Source organism: Vibrio xiamenensis (assembly GCF_900100015.1).
GTDB lineage: Bacteria > Pseudomonadota > Gammaproteobacteria > Enterobacterales > Vibrionaceae > Vibrio > Vibrio xiamenensis.
Genome location: NZ_FNDD01000021.1, coordinates 59,239 through 75,296, shown reverse-complemented (window position 1 = coordinate 75,296; position 16,058 = coordinate 59,239). Strand labels below are relative to the sequence as shown.

Genomic DNA, 16,058 nt, shown 5'->3' with positions numbered 1-16,058 from the left:
TCTAATCGAGCGGCTTTTCTATATGCTACCAATCATTTTGATATGGGCATCTTTTTCGCTTGGCTTACCGAGCCACAGGGTTTGGCCAAGACGATTACCCTCGCCTTGCCCTAATTCGTTGCTCGGAATGGTGTCAAGGTTGACGGTCAGTTTCAAATCCCATGACATTGGGTCGCGCAGAATAAAGCGCATTAAACCTTTGAGCGTGCCATTGAGTTCACCGTCATTGGAAAACTTCACAAAAGTCGAGAAATCAATGTTATCGATGCAAACATTAAACTTACCGTTTAAGTCAGCAATGCTCTGGCCTAAGTGAAACGTCTGACCCAGAACGCAGTTGGCACGATTGAGCTTGTTACGCTGACGCTCATCGATATTAACGCGGCGGTACACCCACTCTTCAATTCGCACACTTGGCAGCGAAAAGTAGTGAGCAACAATCCCTGAAATCAGCTTAGGTGAACGAGTTCGCGTTGATAACTGGCTGACATAAGAGAGAATCTTTGCGCGGTCTAGATCGGTTGCCGCGGTTTCTTGAATCACATTCGACAAACCCGCCAAATGCAAAATTCGCCCGGAGAAACTGTCTTTTGCGCCGCTTTGATATTGAATGTGGTAACGGTATTTTTTCCACACTCGGTACAACAGCGACATATGGCGATTGTGGAAAAAATCAAAGAAGTCTTTGACCGGGTTTTCATCTGGATCGCGCCCAGCGAGCTTTTCAGTGTATGAGGCTGGCAGTGGCGAACTGGAACCGTGCAAACCTAAAAAGTTGGTTTCAACGCGCGTGTAGGTTCGCCCATCGCGCTCCATCTGCTCGATGAAATCCATGTCACTTTTCGGAAAACACAAATTCGGCGAAACGCTGAATTCAATGTACTCGTGACGAAAATACTTGTTTTCCCCGACGGCGTGAAACTGGTTATTCGGGTCAAGTTGGTAGTGCTTTTCAAGCAGTGATACCGCCTGAAAAAAGCTAAACTCGTGGGTGCTGTTGACTAACTGTTCAATCATAAAATCGTCTGCTGCCCGGTTAAACTTGCCCATTGGTAGCTCTCGCCACTGGCTTCATCAAACACTTCCAGCTCAGTAAACGAGTTGACACTGGAATAGAGGCGAATAAATTCGTTTAGCACGTTGGCCATTAAGAACATATCCCCTTCGTTGACGAAATAGGTCGAGTCTGTGGTGAGCTTGAACTGATTACCGCGTACCGATACGCCGCGAAACACCCGGTCAATCGGCTTCATTTCAGAGGCTTTGATGCCATCTAAACGGTGAATCGAGGCGCGATGCGCTTGTCTGTCCACACGCGAGTGAAAATCGTAAGTCGACAGCAGCACTTTAAGCACATCGATGTTGGCCAGCGACAAATAGTTGAGCGACATATTGGCGATCAATTGCCATTGCAGCTCGCCATTAACCTGCGGGCTCACCGACTGAGTTGGCTTAGTAATGTTGGTAAACGTCGCGTAAGTCGGCGATTTGTGCGTGGTGTAAATCACATCGCCCACCGACAGACGTTCGGCCAAATCGGCGTTGCTGCACTGCAGTTTCATGAGCACCGTTTCGGTGCCAAGGTCGGCGATATCGCCATTGTGAGTGTGAAACGAAATGTAGCGCTCAAGGCCGCGACCATTAATTCGCTCTGTCACTTTGGACTTGTAAAACTCACGCTTTTCACGCTGGTTGATTTGGTGTTCAAACGACTCAAATTCAATCAGCGGCTTACGGCGGCGCTCGTTTTTACTCCAGCTTTCGACGCTGTCGATGGAGTACACTTCGTAATGCTCTTGATTGGCGCTTTGCGGGCGCACTTTGTATTCATTTCGGCGATGTTCAAGACGAATCGGGTCACCGTCTTTGTCAAACAAGTTAACGGCCGGCGTGCAGTGCAAACGAAAATGCTTGTCTTTAAGCACCACTTCCGATGGCAGCGCGCGATTAAAGCAAAACGTCATTTTTAGCGTCGAGCGTTGCGGCACGCCTTTTAGCCATTCAAGCCCGGTGACATCAAAGAACATGAACTTGTCGGGCAAAGCGAAAAATTCTTGCAGTAGACGGTAGCCAGAAAACGAGTTAGCGCCATAAGGCAAAATCGCTTGGTCTTCGTCAAAGCCCACCGCTTTAATAAAATCAGGCGCCAGTTTGTGCACATAACCGCCGCCGACATCGAGTTTGACGTGGTCGAGGTATTTAAACAGCCACAAAAACAGCGTACGAGTAATGTGCAATTCACCGTGAAGGTGAAAACGCAGCGTATCCAGGCCAATGCGCGAGAGCTCCAAGCCATTTTCGGTGGCGAGCGTGACATCAACGGTTGAGCTGGTGCGGCTGTTACTTTGTTCGATGACATTAATCTGCAGCGGATACAAGTCGACGTCATAACAGGTTTGGAACAGGCATTGCGTGCCTTCGACTTGTTCGCTGGCCATTTCAGCGCCGCGTTCAATCACGGTTTTCTCCGTGACACTGCCCGAGTGCGGCTTAAGCTCGGTAATACACATAGACGGCACTGAGCGCATATAGTGCGGCCACAGCAACGTCATTAAAGATTGGGTTAGCTCCGGCAATTCATCGTCGATTTTTTCGCGAATACGACCGGTAAGAAAGGCAAAACCTTCCAGCAGACGTTCAACATCTGGGTCAAAAGTGCCTTCAGCAAGAAAATGGGTCAATTTAGGATGATACTTGGCAAATTCAGCGCCGGATTCACGCAGATACGTCAACTCATCTTGAAAATATTTACTATTGCTCAAAGCGTTACCTACTAGACGTTAAATTGGCCATCGACACCCATAAAAATGTCGATCGACATAGAGACCTTGCCACCGTTATGAAACACTTCGGCCAAAATGCCAAAGCCCAGTTGCAAAGGATTGTTGTGGTCTTCTCGATAATGGACATCAATATTGCGTAGACGCGGCTCATAGCGCTCAATGGTCGAGCGAATATTCTGTTGAATATTGCGCACCAGATTACTGTTGGTAGCGAGCACGTCGTTGAAATCGGGCAGCCCGTAATCACCATCGATCATGGCATTACCAGCGTGAGTGTTAAGAAGATCAGCAAGATGTACGTGAATCGATTCAATTAAGTGTTTGTGCGAAACCACTTTGTCGTAGCAGTTCTTTGGCTCACCCAATTCAATTCGTTCGAGAAGACGATAGCCTTTTTCCATCCATTCACCCGTTTTCGATACATTCACCCGATGGGTTGTCGTTTACCCGTTGGCATGATTTGCTATCCAAACCATCCGCGAGTCGTCGTCAATTGAGTTGAAAAAGCGGCCCCATCGATAAAGATTAAGGCCGCATTATGTTTATTGCGCTCGATTATTGGTCAAGTTTACCAACGAGAGACAGGTCAAAGCTTGCGCCCATGTATTTGAAGTGCGGACGCACAGACATAGACACTTTGTACCAACCTGGATCGCCTTCAACATCAGACACTTCCACTTTTGCAGCGCGAAGTGGACGACGGCCACGAACTTCTGCAGGTGGGTTCTCTTGGTCAGACACGTATTGACGGATCCACTTGTTCAATTCGCTTTCAAGGTCAGAACGCTCTTTCCAAGAACCGATTTGTTCACGTTGCAATACTTTGATGTAGTGCGCGAGACGGTTGATGATGAACATGTAAGGTAGCTGAGTACCCAACTTGTAGTTCATTTCCGCTTGCTTACCTTCAGGAGTATTGGCGAACACTTTTGGTTTTTGTACTGAGTTTGCTGAGAAGAACGCAGCGTTGTCAGAACCTTTACGCATGGTTAGCGCAATGAAACCTTCTTCAGCCAATTCGTATTCACGACGGTCAGAAACCAAAATCTCAGTTGGGATCTTAGTTTCGATTTGGCCCATTGATTCAAAGTTGTAAACCGGCAGATCAAATACTGCACCACCACTTTGTGGACCAATGATGTTTGGACACCAACGGTATTTCGCAAACGACTCACTGATTTTCGACGCCATGGCGTACGCAGAGTTACCCCATAGGTAGTGATCGTGGCTGTCAGTAACCATCTCATCGTAATCAAACGCTTTGATTGGGTTATCTGCAACAGAGTAAGGCGTACGTAGCATAAAGCGTGAAGTACATAGACCAACGTAACGTGCATCTTCGTGCTCACGGAAACCGCGCCACTTGGTGTACTGCGGGCCTTCAAACACTGACTTAAGATCTTTCAGGTTTGGTAGGTCTTCGTAGCTATCTAGACCAAAGAATTTCGATGACGCTGACGTAATAAATGGTGCGTGCGACATTGCGCCAACGTTTGCCATGTATTCCATCAGTTTGATGTCTGGAGTGGTTGATGCCAATTGGTAATCACAGATTACTGCGCCCACTGGTTTACCACCGAATTGACCGTATTCACGAGTGTAGATCTGCTTGTAAAGACCAGATTTCACCACTTCTGGCGCGTCTTCAAAGTCGTCCAACACTTCGTCTTTCTTCGCTGAGATCAATTCAATTTGAATGTTCTCGCGGAAATCCGTGTGATCAACTAGGTACTTCAGACCGCGCCAAGTCGATTCAACTTGTTGAACTTCTGGTGCGTGAAGAATCGCATCGACTTGCTTAGACAATTTTTGGTCGATTTCAGAGATCATCAGGTCAACCAATGATTGGTCAACTTTAGTATCTTGCGAACTGCTTAGTAGCTCACCGATAAATGCTTCAACACCGCGTTTGGCGATATCAAAACCTTCATCGCTAGGTTTTAAACGGGTTTCATTCAGAATGCTATCCAGAAGTGAGCCTGAATCCGCTAAGGCCGCTTCCTGTTCTGCCGCTTGTGCTTCTGCCGACATAGTATCCCTTACTCTTCTTTCGCTTGGTCTTCACCAAGGCTCAATTCATCCAACAATTTCTTACGAGCTTCTTCGTCTTGAAGTACCGCAGCGATTTTCTTACGAAATGCTGGCACGTTACCCAGAGGACCTTTAAGCGCCACAAGCGCTTCACGTAGCTCAAGCAAGCTGTTCAGTTCCGGTACGCTTTTCGCGATCGATTCTGGTGTGAAATCTTTCATGTTAGTGAACGTCAAATCGACACCCATTTGCGCACCTTCTTCATCAGTAAGACGGTTAGCAACGTTGACTTTGACGTTTGGCGCGTACCCTTCAAGCACTTCGTTAAAGTTATCTTTATCGATGTTGATTGGTGTGCGCTCTTCGATTGGTGTTTCATCAGGGCGAGCTGTGAAATCACCGACAACCATCATACTCAACGGCAGTTCTACGTCTTCTTGCGCATCTCCTGTCGCTGGAACATAACGGATATTAATTCGCTCTTTAGGAGCTACCGAGCCATCACGTGACATAACGAGTTCCTTATCTCATATTGTTACTAGTCATAAATGTTTTCCCAATCTTGATACTTTTCAGGTAGTTGCTCTTTATTTGCATACAACTCTTTAAGAGTTTTTTGGCTAAGAACATCTAATTGCAAAGACAAGTGTGGTTCCCAGCTGGAGAGACTAATCTCCTTACGTACAAGCCAAATTTTTTCAAGATAAGGAAGACATAAAGTGAATAATCCAACACTGTGGTAGGCTGTTACTAATTGCAGATACAGCAAAAATTGGCCGCGGCCTGAGCGGTCTTGCTCAAGGCGCTTAGCCACTTCTGCGGTAAACTCCCCCAGATTTTCCAGGGTCACTTCCTCCACCGGCAGCGCGTCTAGATCGCTCGATACCACGCTTTGGACGCAAACCGCCGACGGCGAACTTGAAGCGACTCGTGTCGACAACCAGTTCTGGGTCGCTTCATCTGCAAATGGAACAGAATTTTTAAATTGCAGGGTTTCTAGCCCCTTAAATTGGTCGATAAACGCCAGCGTTTCTTCTTTAACGGCGTTAGCCGCAAGCTCATAGCCGAGGTTTTTTAGCATCGAAAACACCAAGTAATGGCCGGTGAGCCAAAACGGCGCATCGGTTAAGGTGCGCTCAAGACGCTTGATGGTATCGACGTCGCTTTCTTGCTGCGCTTTTTCGCGATAATCGCTTTGCTGATCTTGCGACACCGCCAGAATCAATTGCGTTTGCTGATTTTGATGTTCAGGTAAACCATCAATGTCATCCCATGTCAGATGACGATAAATACGATACGCAAGCGGATCGGTTGGGCTTGCGTGCAGCATGGTTTCGGCGACTTTTTTCAGCGTGCGCTTCGAAGCGGTTGGCGACGAGAAATCGGTATCAATATCCACTTCTTTGGCTGGCGCTTTTTTTACCACCGCAGGTTGCGAAGCCGCAGCGCTTGGCGCTTGGCTGGCGGTTTGAGGCGCAGGGGCGCTGTTGCCCGTAGAAGCACTTTCAGCCGCAGGCTCATTGCTTGCTTGCGGCGCTGGCTCAGCATTGGTGACATCGTCACTTTTTGCTGGCTCTGGCACTGGCGCAGCACCGCCGACTCGCTGCATCAAGGCATTGAGTTCATTACGAATATCAAAAAAGTCTGCTTCCGAATCAGCAAACACTTGATCGAATTGGGCTTGCAGTTGCTCGGTTTCGCTCAAGCAGTTCGAGGCGGTGTTCCAATCACAATCGAGTTCGCTGTATTTGGCGAGCAACAGTTTTAGTTGATGATTGAGCCACTCGATTGCACCATCACGACCGCGCTTGCGCTGCGGATACAGCTTGTCGCCATATTGCGTTATCGCTGCGCCAAGAAGCTTAAGCCCCTGCTCTACACCGCTTAGCTTGTGCTCTTCTGCAAGCGCACGCGTGAGGTAGCACATCGCTTTCAAGTCTTTACTGTGGGCAAGCAGCACGTCTAAGGCGTGAGTTTTGACCACTTTCCAGTCCACCGTTTCACCAAACAGCGAACCAAATTTTTTCACTTCCGCTTCCATCAGTTCATAGTTGAACTCATAGCGCGCATCGTCACCTTCTGGCTGCGCATCGCTGATCGGCTTAAGTAACGCGTCGATTTCAATCATGCCATTTAGCTCCTAGTCGCCGCGTGGTAATCAATCAGTGCGCGTTTCACCGCTAGCGCGCCTTTTGCCGGACGCGACTGCTGGTGACTGTTTTGAATCGAATCTGCCGCCATTTGGCTGAGCAATTCCGTTACTTCAACAAACTTCTTCGGTGAGATGCGTTCAAGGTCGGCGAGTGAGCTGCCCAATTTTTGGGTATCAAATAGCGCATCACCCGTTACGGTACTAAACAGCACGTATTCACTGCGCGCTAAACGCAAATCTCGCGCTTTGGTTTGCAGCGCCGCGGTGCGGCCAAAGAATTTCATCGCCGCTTCAACTTCATCAATCGCTTGGCTGTAGTAATGTTTTTCAGCGTTGGCATCGACCGATTTATACAAGCTGTCCAAAATCTCCTTAGGCAACACTTTCGAGACGAAGTAACCTTGCGACTGATTCAGTAACCAGTTGGATTTAAGATATTGATTCGCTTCATCCGACTTGCCCGCCAAAATCAAGCTAACCAGTTTATCTTTTTGATTGCCTGCCACTTCGGTGAGTTTGCTGGCATTCACCGCAGCCTGGTTCATACCCGCCATTGCAAGGTTCAATGTCTGCTCTGCCTCAGGGAACAAGGCACCATCATCACTTAATTGCTGACGCAGGCTGACCAACTTGGCGCGCGCATTATTGATGTTCGCTGGCAGGTTTTCGGCGATACGCTGATAGCCCGAGACATCGGTTTGGTATTGATCGTACAGCTTGCCAAGTTTGACTTGCTGAACTTGATACGCTTCGCGATACGGCGCGGTCGAAACCACATTGCTGTTCATATCATCAAGTGCGTATTCAATATCCCAAGGCGACTGCGCCAAAAACGATGCGGTTTGCGCCGGCTTAATGGTGCCGACGGCATCGGTCGCATTGTGCTCGGATTTTACAATCGAGTGCCATTCTGGCTGGCTGGCATCATAGAGATAGGTTCCGGTTATCAGCAGCACGCTGACCACTAGGCTGATTTCAAGATATTTGAAACGATGCATCGGGAAACGATCCATCGCTTTGCGCTGTGTCAGCACCAAATCGGCATTGCGCAGATTATTAAAAATCGGCGCGCTGACGTTTGAGTCCAGCGACTTAACATCAATGCTGGCAAGACGCTGAGCAAATGAAATCGCGGTGTAGCCGTGTTTGCGCGGTTTGGTGACCACTTCACGAATCAAGCTCCAGACGTGGCCTGGAATCAATACTGGGCGCTTACGGCTGGTAAGCTGGGTTTGCCATGCATCGCCAAACACATAGCCAAGAAATAGATGACCAGTTAATAGCGCCAATGAGTAGACATCGTCTTGCGGCAGCGCCTCACCGGATTTAAGGTATTCTGGCGAGGCGTATTTCACGCTCGCTTCGGCGTATTGAGCTGGCTCACCGACATAACGCGAAGCGCCAAAATCAATCAGCTTGACGTTGTCGTTATCGCTGACCAAAATGTTCGATGGCTTGATATCAAGGTGGCAAACGCCGCGGGTGTGCATGTATTCAAGAGCGCCAGCCAGTTGGTAAACCAGCCAGGCAATATGATCGTGGCGAAACCCTTTGCTTGAGTAACGCTCCATTTTCTCAGCCAGAGATTCACCTTGAATCCACTCATACATAAAGTATGGGCGCTCAAACTCGTTACCGATTTTGATAAATTCGGCCACGCTCGGATGCTGAGAAATTTCTAGACGGCTGGCTTCGCTTTGCAGCATTTTGCGCTCAATCTCGCCGGCCTCTTCATTAACGACCTTGCAGCAAATCTGTTTATCAGGTGAGCCCTTTTTGGCTAAATGATAAAGCGTGGTGTTGCCGTTTTTAGAAACGATCGTGTCAAGAACGTCAAATTGCGAAAAAAGCACGTACTCAAGCTTAGGCTTATTTTTATTGGCCATTTGCTGTTGTTGCTGCTTTTTCTTTTCGATGGCCTTCACAACCAATTTATCGATATAGCTGTTCGCCATTCCTTTCTTATCTGACACGATGGACTCTTTTAATCAAGGTAATGTTATTACGCGCAGATAATAATTACTCTAATGTATCCAATTCAATACTGGGAATTAAAACAAACGCTATCGCTATAATTTTAGTGAAAGTGACTATCTAAACCGCCAAATAAACTTGCCGTTTACCTAAGCAAATTTTATTTTTTCGAGTGCTGAAAAACGTAAGACGGTTTAAGTCGTTTTTTTATTTTATGGAATCGGCGTCAAATTCCGTTTCTAATTGCAATACCGCACGATCGCCAGTAATGGAAAACATTAATAAGGTCGCAAGCTCGCGGCTTTTATGTTCAAAAATCGCCGCGGCAATCAGTGCCATTGCCGAACTTTGTCCAAGCGTGCCCCACAACTCGTTGATCAAAAATGGCTGCTGAGCGTTGATAAACTTTTCCGCTCTAGCGCCGAGAGCAAAGCCATAATCTTCGGTATCTTGGCGGCGATTCGTCATGTCAGAATAGAGCCAACCAAAAGAACGCGAATGGTCTAAAGTTTTAATCAAACGCATCATGGCGCGGCGATCTTTAACCTCATATTCCGCATTAAAGTGACCAAATCGTGCTATCGGTTTGAGCTTTAATGTCTCAACGATATTTTTTCTTGCCAGCACCATTCCCGCCCCGCCTTCACTGGGTATAATTCCCCAAGGATTATTTGAGCTGAGAACCTGTTTTTGTTCGATCAATTCATCAAGCATTTGCACCGGTGAATCCAAACAAATTGAAATAAGCGCATCGTATTTATCCAGTGCTTTAAGACTGGTTTCAAGATGTTTTGGTCCGCTTTGGTGAACCACTTCAATATTGGAAATTGACTTAGAAAAATCACTTTCCTCTAGCCATTGTTGCAATTTCACTAGCGAAACCGACGAAGGCACAGATAAAATTAACGGGATCGGTTTTAATGAACGATTCAGTGGTTTTAATAATGCGTTTAATAATAAACTGACTAGCGCTTGCGAGCGGGAAAATACATCTTCACCATCGATAAAATCAATATTGGCGTAAGTGTATTTATCAATACCATTTTCCGCGACTTGCTGATTAAAACGCCCTAAATCAGCTTTTGCTAACGCCAGAGATAAATCCAAATTAATCCCCATTGGCGTCGCGACTTCTGCTGCGAGAATATAACGACCGTGACTATTTTTCATTGTTTAGCCCTCGTTCATTGGTATTTTCAACCACCGCTTGAATGCTGGTGCTTTTGAGCAGATGTTCTTTTTCTTGGCATGCAAAAGCCGCGCTGTAAGTAAGAGACACAACCCCTTTCTCGGTATCAACAAACACGGTGTACAACTCCAAATCTTTAAACTCTTGATCATCGCCAAAATCCGCGCTCGCGCGGTATTTTTCGCGCGGTAAACGAAAAGAAAAAATATCATCGTGCGAGAAACCGCTGAGCATCAAACGCTCACCGCCTTGCAAGTAGCCTTTGCATTGCTGATCGAGTGGCGCAGATTGGTAATAACGGCGATCAAAATCGACCGGCAACAACGGGCGGCGGTTTTCGAGCCAATTGTCATCAAAGGTGCCCGCCAGTTGATAGCGCTGCTTAAAAAACGGCGGTATCGGCCCAAAACCAGCGACACGCACTTTTTTGCTGGTCGCATCCCAATCTTCTTTGGGGTAAAACACGCTTGGAACGCGCTGCGTAAGTAACACTTTATTGCTACTTGCTACACCGCCGCCAATTCGGTTGCGTTCATCTTCGCCGCCAATGGCGTGTGAATAGTCGATATCGCAGTCGATAAAACTTTGCGGGTTCGATACTGTGATACTGCCGCCATGCTCAATCCAGTCGCGCTGACCATGAATCACCAAGGTTTTGTCGATATGGCCATCAAGCAGTAATCGGCATTCCATTTGCTCAACCGGACGTTTGGCGTAGGCGCGCGCTTTGCCACTGACCACCACATCGGTGCAATGCTTATGGATGGCGAATTCGTGGTCATGAATCATGGCCGAAAAGCCCGGCTCTCCAGCGTAGAGAGGATCATCAAAAATTTCGACCTCATCGGCGCTTAACCATTCGTTTTGGGTCAAACTCCACATTCGCTTGGCGCTCACCACCCACACTTCATCACCATTTTCATCGCGCTGAAAACGGCCTTTAATATTCAAATAAGGATGATCGTTAATGTCCCACAACTGCATTATGATTCCTCAAATTAAAGCGTTCGGCCGCAGCCTCGGTGTGTTTAATTTTGCTAAATAAGCTCTGTTGATGAGTCGCGGAAAAATACCCATTCCACGCCAAATACACGCGCGAATGAAGGCACAATTGCTTCCAGATCCAATCTCGAAAATCGTGATGGATTTCAGCGCTTTGCATTGCACTTAGCGACGACTCAAAACTCAGCGCATAGCCTAGGCGACTTGGCAGTTTGAGCTTATAATCTTGCTCTTCACGCCAACTCTCTAGCGCATGCAGCACCGATTCCCAGTCGTGTTCGATACCAAGCTGACTTGGCTTGACGGGCAGTAAGTCGCCATACACCACATACAAAGCGCCGAGCCACTCTTCCCCTTCAAGCTCATCAAGCTCAGGTAAGTAATCCAGCACCGCTTCGGTCCACGCCGTTTCACCGCGCAGAGCAAATTGCTGCGCCGCCCGTTTTGCGCGCACGTCAAAACTGTCAAACTCTTTAAGTTCGAGTAACTTGGCGTAGGTATGGACCTCGGTCGATTCAATCGCACTTGGCTCAATACCAAAATATTGGCGAAACCAAGTATTGCGGTCTTGCTTAACCAGCAGACGTTCAAACAGCGCTTGATCATAGTCGAGATGTTCATGCACCCATTCGATACTGTCGGCGACATTAAAACTGGCCAACGTCACATGCGCAGGTTTGTCTTTGATGATGCCCGCTTTAAGCCAGCGCTTAGTCAGAGATGATGACAGCGTGTGGCGCAGTGTGAGAAGCTCGAAATGGCGCGCTGCGTCGCCTAAATTAGCATCAATGGCTTCAGCTAGGGTTAAATCCAGATTGGCCAAATTGGATTTGACCACTAATAGGTCAGCAAGCTTAGGCGCGCTGTTTTGTATTGCTTCAAACGCGGCCAACAAATGAGCGGTTTTCTCGCCAAGTGGCGTATGCAGCACTAGCCAGACAAACACCTCAGGCTCGGCGTCTTTGAGCTGATAAATCAGCCCAGGTGCAAATCGATAAAGCGCCAAATACGCCTGACTCAATTGGACAAATTGCCTTTCGATTAAGCGCAGATAAGCCAGTTCTGGGTCGGGAAAGCCTTTGATGTGCAATTGCAGCCATTGGCGCAACAAAAATGCCGCATTTTCATTAGCAAGCGCGATTTTTTCGTGGCAAAAAGCCAACTCGTTCGAATCGAGTTGGCTCAGCGCTTGAATTTCATGAGTAATGGCTGTGGAGGATTTGAGAGTCTCTTCTTCAGACAAGGATGAAGAGAGATGTTCAACGCTAATTCTTTGCCGCATATCCACCTATCTTTGATGATTTGGGTCAGTTGATTGCCTAATTAAATCAGTTAATGGCAACCGTACCGCCCTGAATTTTTTGCGCTTTTTCAGCTTGAGATGTGACGTATTTGCCTTTCGTCGTTACACGGGCATCACGTCCACTGTAACGGGTTTCGGTTTCACCGCTTTTGACAATCAGTTCTTGCTCGCCTTCGATGATGATCTTCTTGGCTTTGATGACCAGTTCATCGGCATCATCAAGAATCGAAAATAGAATGTCAGTCACCACGGGCAAGCTGACATCACCATTAATAAACTCGATGCGGCAATGAAATTGATTGTCGATAGCCACTTGCAGCTCAGCTTTTTTAAACTGACGCCCAAGCCGAGCTGAAATCGGTTGACCAAACGGGTTACCTTCGAAATCTATGCGGACACTATCCAGCGATTCATTAATCGCCGAGATAGTGCCAAATCGTGAGCAGCTCGCCACATCGGTTTCACGCTGCTCATAAAGTTGGATTTCGCTGTGCTCAGTATCGTGTTGCTTCATTAGTTTATCGCTACGTTGCCGCCCTTCACGATCACTTTGTCGCTGCCTTCAATCGTAATGGCTGCGCCAGTGAGTTTGATGGTGCCATCGCTGCTCATCACCAAAGATGAACTGCCAGTTTTGAGTACAATTTTTTCACCGCTGATGATTTGGGTTGCACCATCGGATTTGTATGACGTGTTACCTTTCACCGATACGGTTAAGTTGCCACCAATGGTTTGGTTATCGTCAGCGCCAACATCTGCGCTACGCGAAGAACCAACCGTTAGGTTGCTGTTTTCGCCCACATCAAGGTCGTCGTTTTTGCCAATTTTTGTGGTGCGGTTATCACCAATTTCCAAGCTAGCGTCATTTTTGACGTACTGAGTTTCGTTGGCGTTGTAAGTGACCGACACATCTTGCTCAACCGTTTCGGTAAAGGTGCTATTTACCTGAGTGGTTTTATGACCGTCGATGGTCTCTTTATGGTCGCCATTCACTTCATTGGTTTGGTTACGCGCGACTTTCAAAAACTCATCTTGGCCGATATCGCGATAACGGTTGTTGAGCACTTTGGTCGACATGTCTTTTTGCGCGTGAATGTAGATCTCTTCTTGGTTGGCTTCATCTTCAAAGCTCAACTCGTTGTAACCCGTGCCCTTATGGGTTTGAGTTCTAAACGTGGTACGGGTTTTGTTCTCCGGTAGCGAGTACGGAGGAAAATGCAGGCCGTTATACACAGCGCCGGTAACCAAAGGACGATCTGGGTCTCCTTCAAGGAAGGTCACCACCACTTCGTGGCCGATACGCGGCAGATACACTGCGCCCCAAGTCGGCGCTGCCATCGATTGGCTCACACGAATCCAACAACTGGCGTGTTCATCTTGGGCGCCGTAGCGATCCCAGTGGAATTGCACTTTGATACGACCAAGTTTATCGGTGTAGATCTCTTCGCCAGCAGGGCCAACAACAACCGCTGTTTGCGGACCATCAACAATCGGCGCAGGCAATTTCGGCGCTTTGTATTCCACATCACGCGGAATACAAATAAATTGGTTGTGGTACGTGGTTGGTAAACCTGCCGATTCGTCTTCGTGAACTTGCGGGTTGTGACCGGTGTGAATCACCGACAACATGATGTAATCACGGTTGATTTCCAAACGCGGATGATCGCTGATATTAAAGCTGTAACCCGAGGTCAAACGCATTACATCACTAGACGCTTCCACTTGTTGATTTTCAACAATATGGTCTGCCATCCATTCGCCCGCGCGTACTTGCCCAACTGCTGGGTCAACATAGCGCCCCGGATAATCAAACAACTTAAGATCTTGGTCGAGGTCGCCACTGCTGGTCATCTCTTGTGGAATCTTAGGCTGCTCGTAGTTGTAATCGGTATAGGTGACATGCCCGGTTTTGACTCGGTTCACCAACTCAAGGTCGGTGATGTGTTCACGGTCGGCAACGCCGCCGGCATCGGAGTGATACACAATCGGACCTAGATACGAGGCATTTAACGGCGAGCTAACCAGATCGGAAATCGCATCGTTGCTGTCGACCACCACCATAGTATGGGTGGTATCTGTGTGCTCAAAGTAGTACCACATACCATGTTCAGCCAGCATACGCTGGACAAACTGGCTGTCGGTTTCACGATATTGCAGCACGTACTCTTTTGGCGAGTAACTGCCTGAAAGTTCAAGACGATAGTCAGTCACTGCCGCTTCATCGAGCACTTCTGAAATGATATCTGGCGCCGATTTTTGCTGGAAAATTCGGCAATCTTGGCGCTGTGTCAAGAACCACAGTTGCGGTACCAACACAATTTGGTAACGCGAAAAACGCCGACCTGTTCCTAGGTAGCGAACTTCATTGACCACACCGCTAAAATGACGCGCAGCGCCCGCCCCTTGCCCAAATAAAGTCAAGTGAGCCGGTTGACGAATCAGCGCATCAAAGGTGATATCAGCATCAAGTGAAAGTAATGATAAGCTAACTCGAAATGGTTTAGAGAGCTCTTCAGTGACCTGAAAGCTCTCTACTCGGAATTCATGCCCTGACCCAGGAACTTCAAATTTAAATTCTACGTCATTCACCATATCTTTTACCTGATACCAATAAGGTTGGCTTAACACCAACGGAATAAGGGCCAAATGAATTTGGCCCTACAACATATCGCTTAGCGATTAAGCTTCGCGAGGAGCACGCCAGTCATCGTTACCAGCAGTACCACAAGTTTCGTGAGTTACTTCGATTGCACGGTAAGTGAACTTCAATACTTCTTCAGTTACACGGTCAGAAGTTGCTGCGTCTTGGCAGTGAGCCATGCGAGTTTGCATATCAACCAATAGTGCATCGATTAGTTTTACTGAGTAGTAATGCTCTTGTTTACCTTGTACTGAAGTACGGTAGAAACGGATAGTACACTCAGAAAGTTTTTCACCAGATACTAGTGCGTTGAAAAGTAGTGGTGAGCTACGGTCTTGAACTTTAGTTACAACAACTGGTTTGTGAACACGTTGACCAGTTGGTTGACCGCTTTGAGGATCACGTGGAATAGTTAATACGTGCTCAAGTTCTTGCACTAGGAATTCATCAACGTGCGCTTCTTGCCATGAGTTACCGACTGAATCTGCAGAGTAAGTATCTTTAGTGATCTCGCCTTGAGTTTCACCAGTGATAGACATATATGCTGGAGTTGGCATTCTTATTTCCTTCTTTTAAAAATTCGATTTAATTACATTCACCAAATCGCTTATCACCGCGACCTAAACCTATAAAGCAAAAGCAATGCCAACTTTTATTTTACTTAAAATACAACAACCTAAGTAAAAACCATCATTAATTACAACTTTATCAGATCCAATATCTTGTAAAATATAACAAGAATTTGTTTGAGCATATTAATTTATTGTTAGCTCTGGATAAAGTTAAAAGAACGGAATTAAAAAACATAAAATAAGTTATATTTACTAGTAAAAAAGTCATTTTAACTAGCAATATAATCAAATAGAAAAGCAGCGATAACACAAATATATTTAATAAGAAAATAACGCAAAGAAAAATACCTAAAATTGGCTAGTCAAAATAACCAACCAAAAAAACTCCTCTTTATTGTTTAGTATAATCAG

At 46.9% G+C, this 16,058-nt stretch carries 13 protein-coding genes; all 13 read right to left on the bottom strand.

Translation table 11 applies throughout. The annotated features are described in order from the left end of the window. Nucleotides 1–18: 18 nt before the first annotated feature. Nucleotides 19–1,050, bottom strand: a complete 1,032-nt coding sequence (tssG, locus tag BLS03_RS16275; RefSeq protein WP_093276325.1) for a type VI secretion system baseplate subunit TssG — start codon at nucleotides 1,048–1,050, stop codon at nucleotides 19–21. Then, nucleotides 1,014–2,762, bottom strand: coding sequence for a type VI secretion system baseplate subunit TssF (gene tssF / locus BLS03_RS16270; RefSeq protein WP_093276322.1), 1,749 nt, complete (start codon nucleotides 2,760–2,762; stop codon nucleotides 1,014–1,016). The genes tssG and tssF overlap by 37 nt, the downstream gene beginning before the upstream one ends. 11 nt (nucleotides 2,763–2,773) lie before the next feature. Further along, the gene (gene tssE, locus BLS03_RS16265; protein ID WP_093276320.1) at nucleotides 2,774–3,184 is read right to left on the bottom strand and encodes a type VI secretion system baseplate subunit TssE; all 411 of its coding nucleotides are present in this window, start codon (nucleotides 3,182–3,184) and stop codon (nucleotides 2,774–2,776) included. Nucleotides 3,185–3,338: 154 nt separating this feature from the next. Further along, a complete protein-coding gene (gene tssC, locus BLS03_RS16260) occupies nucleotides 3,339–4,814 on the bottom strand; it encodes a type VI secretion system contractile sheath large subunit (RefSeq protein ID WP_093276317.1) in 1,476 nt (491 codons plus the stop codon). 8 nt (nucleotides 4,815–4,822) lie between these two features. Next, a complete protein-coding gene (gene tssB, locus BLS03_RS16255) occupies nucleotides 4,823–5,326 on the bottom strand; it encodes a type VI secretion system contractile sheath small subunit (protein ID WP_093276315.1) in 504 nt (167 codons plus the stop codon). Nucleotides 5,327–5,352: 26 nt separating this feature from the next. Then, on the bottom strand, nucleotides 5,353–6,942 hold the full coding sequence (gene tssA / locus BLS03_RS16250) for a type VI secretion system protein TssA (protein WP_093276312.1): 1,590 nt from the start codon (nucleotides 6,940–6,942) through the stop codon (nucleotides 5,353–5,355). 5 nt (nucleotides 6,943–6,947) lie between these two features. Then, nucleotides 6,948–8,939: a serine/threonine protein kinase gene (locus BLS03_RS16245; protein ID WP_093276306.1), complete on the bottom strand. Its 1,992-nt coding sequence runs from the start codon at nucleotides 8,937–8,939 to the stop codon at nucleotides 6,948–6,950. A gap of 208 nt (nucleotides 8,940–9,147) precedes the next feature. Next, nucleotides 9,148–10,110 carry a hypothetical protein gene (locus BLS03_RS16240; RefSeq protein ID WP_093276300.1) on the bottom strand — a complete coding sequence of 321 codons (963 nt, stop codon included), beginning with the start codon at nucleotides 10,108–10,110 and terminating at the stop codon, nucleotides 9,148–9,150. Next, the gene (locus BLS03_RS16235) at nucleotides 10,100–11,113 is read right to left on the bottom strand and encodes a DUF2169 family type VI secretion system accessory protein (protein ID WP_093276295.1); all 1,014 of its coding nucleotides are present in this window, start codon (nucleotides 11,111–11,113) and stop codon (nucleotides 10,100–10,102) included. Before BLS03_RS16235 ends, BLS03_RS16240 begins: the two co-directional genes overlap by 11 nt. Next, the gene (locus BLS03_RS16230) at nucleotides 11,094–12,413 is read right to left on the bottom strand and encodes a hypothetical protein (protein WP_093276293.1); all 1,320 of its coding nucleotides are present in this window, start codon (nucleotides 12,411–12,413) and stop codon (nucleotides 11,094–11,096) included. The genes BLS03_RS16235 and BLS03_RS16230 overlap by 20 nt, the downstream gene beginning before the upstream one ends. A 46-nt stretch (nucleotides 12,414–12,459) precedes the next feature. Then, the gene (locus BLS03_RS16225; protein ID WP_093276291.1) at nucleotides 12,460–12,948 is read right to left on the bottom strand and encodes a hypothetical protein; all 489 of its coding nucleotides are present in this window, start codon (nucleotides 12,946–12,948) and stop codon (nucleotides 12,460–12,462) included. Next, entirely contained in the window at nucleotides 12,948–15,026 is a 2,079-nt protein-coding gene (locus BLS03_RS16220) for a type VI secretion system tip protein TssI/VgrG (RefSeq protein WP_093276289.1), read from the bottom strand. The genes BLS03_RS16225 and BLS03_RS16220 overlap by 1 nt, the downstream gene beginning before the upstream one ends. 87 nt (nucleotides 15,027–15,113) lie before the next feature. Next, nucleotides 15,114–15,632, bottom strand: a complete 519-nt coding sequence (locus BLS03_RS16215) for an Hcp family type VI secretion system effector (protein ID WP_093276287.1) — start codon at nucleotides 15,630–15,632, stop codon at nucleotides 15,114–15,116. Nucleotides 15,633–16,058: the final 426 nt, after the last annotated feature.

Excerpts from the sequence above, each read along its gene's own strand:
- tssE (WP_093276320.1), bottom strand. The coding sequence starts at position 3,184 with ATGGAAAAAGGCTATCGTCTTCTCGAACGAATTGAATTGGGTGAGCCA.
- BLS03_RS16230 (WP_093276293.1), bottom strand. The coding sequence starts at position 12,413 with ATGCGGCAAAGAATTAGCGTTGAACATCTCTCTTCATCCTTGTCTGAA.
- tssB (WP_093276315.1), bottom strand. The coding sequence starts at position 5,326 with ATGTCACGTGATGGCTCGGTAGCTCCTAAAGAGCGAATTAATATCCGT.
- tssA (WP_093276312.1), bottom strand. The coding sequence starts at position 6,942 with ATGATTGAAATCGACGCGTTACTTAAGCCGATCAGCGATGCGCAGCCA.
- tssG (WP_093276325.1), bottom strand. The coding sequence starts at position 1,050 with ATGGGCAAGTTTAACCGGGCAGCAGACGATTTTATGATTGAACAGTTA.
- BLS03_RS16225 (WP_093276291.1), bottom strand. The coding sequence starts at position 12,948 with ATGAAGCAACACGATACTGAGCACAGCGAAATCCAACTTTATGAGCAG.
- BLS03_RS16235 (WP_093276295.1), bottom strand. The coding sequence starts at position 11,113 with ATGCAGTTGTGGGACATTAACGATCATCCTTATTTGAATATTAAAGGC.
- BLS03_RS16240 (WP_093276300.1), bottom strand. The coding sequence starts at position 10,110 with ATGAAAAATAGTCACGGTCGTTATATTCTCGCAGCAGAAGTCGCGACG.
- BLS03_RS16215 (WP_093276287.1), bottom strand. The coding sequence starts at position 15,632 with ATGCCAACTCCAGCATATATGTCTATCACTGGTGAAACTCAAGGCGAG.
- tssC (WP_093276317.1), bottom strand. The coding sequence starts at position 4,814 with ATGTCGGCAGAAGCACAAGCGGCAGAACAGGAAGCGGCCTTAGCGGAT.
- BLS03_RS16220 (WP_093276289.1), bottom strand. The coding sequence starts at position 15,026 with ATGGTGAATGACGTAGAATTTAAATTTGAAGTTCCTGGGTCAGGGCAT.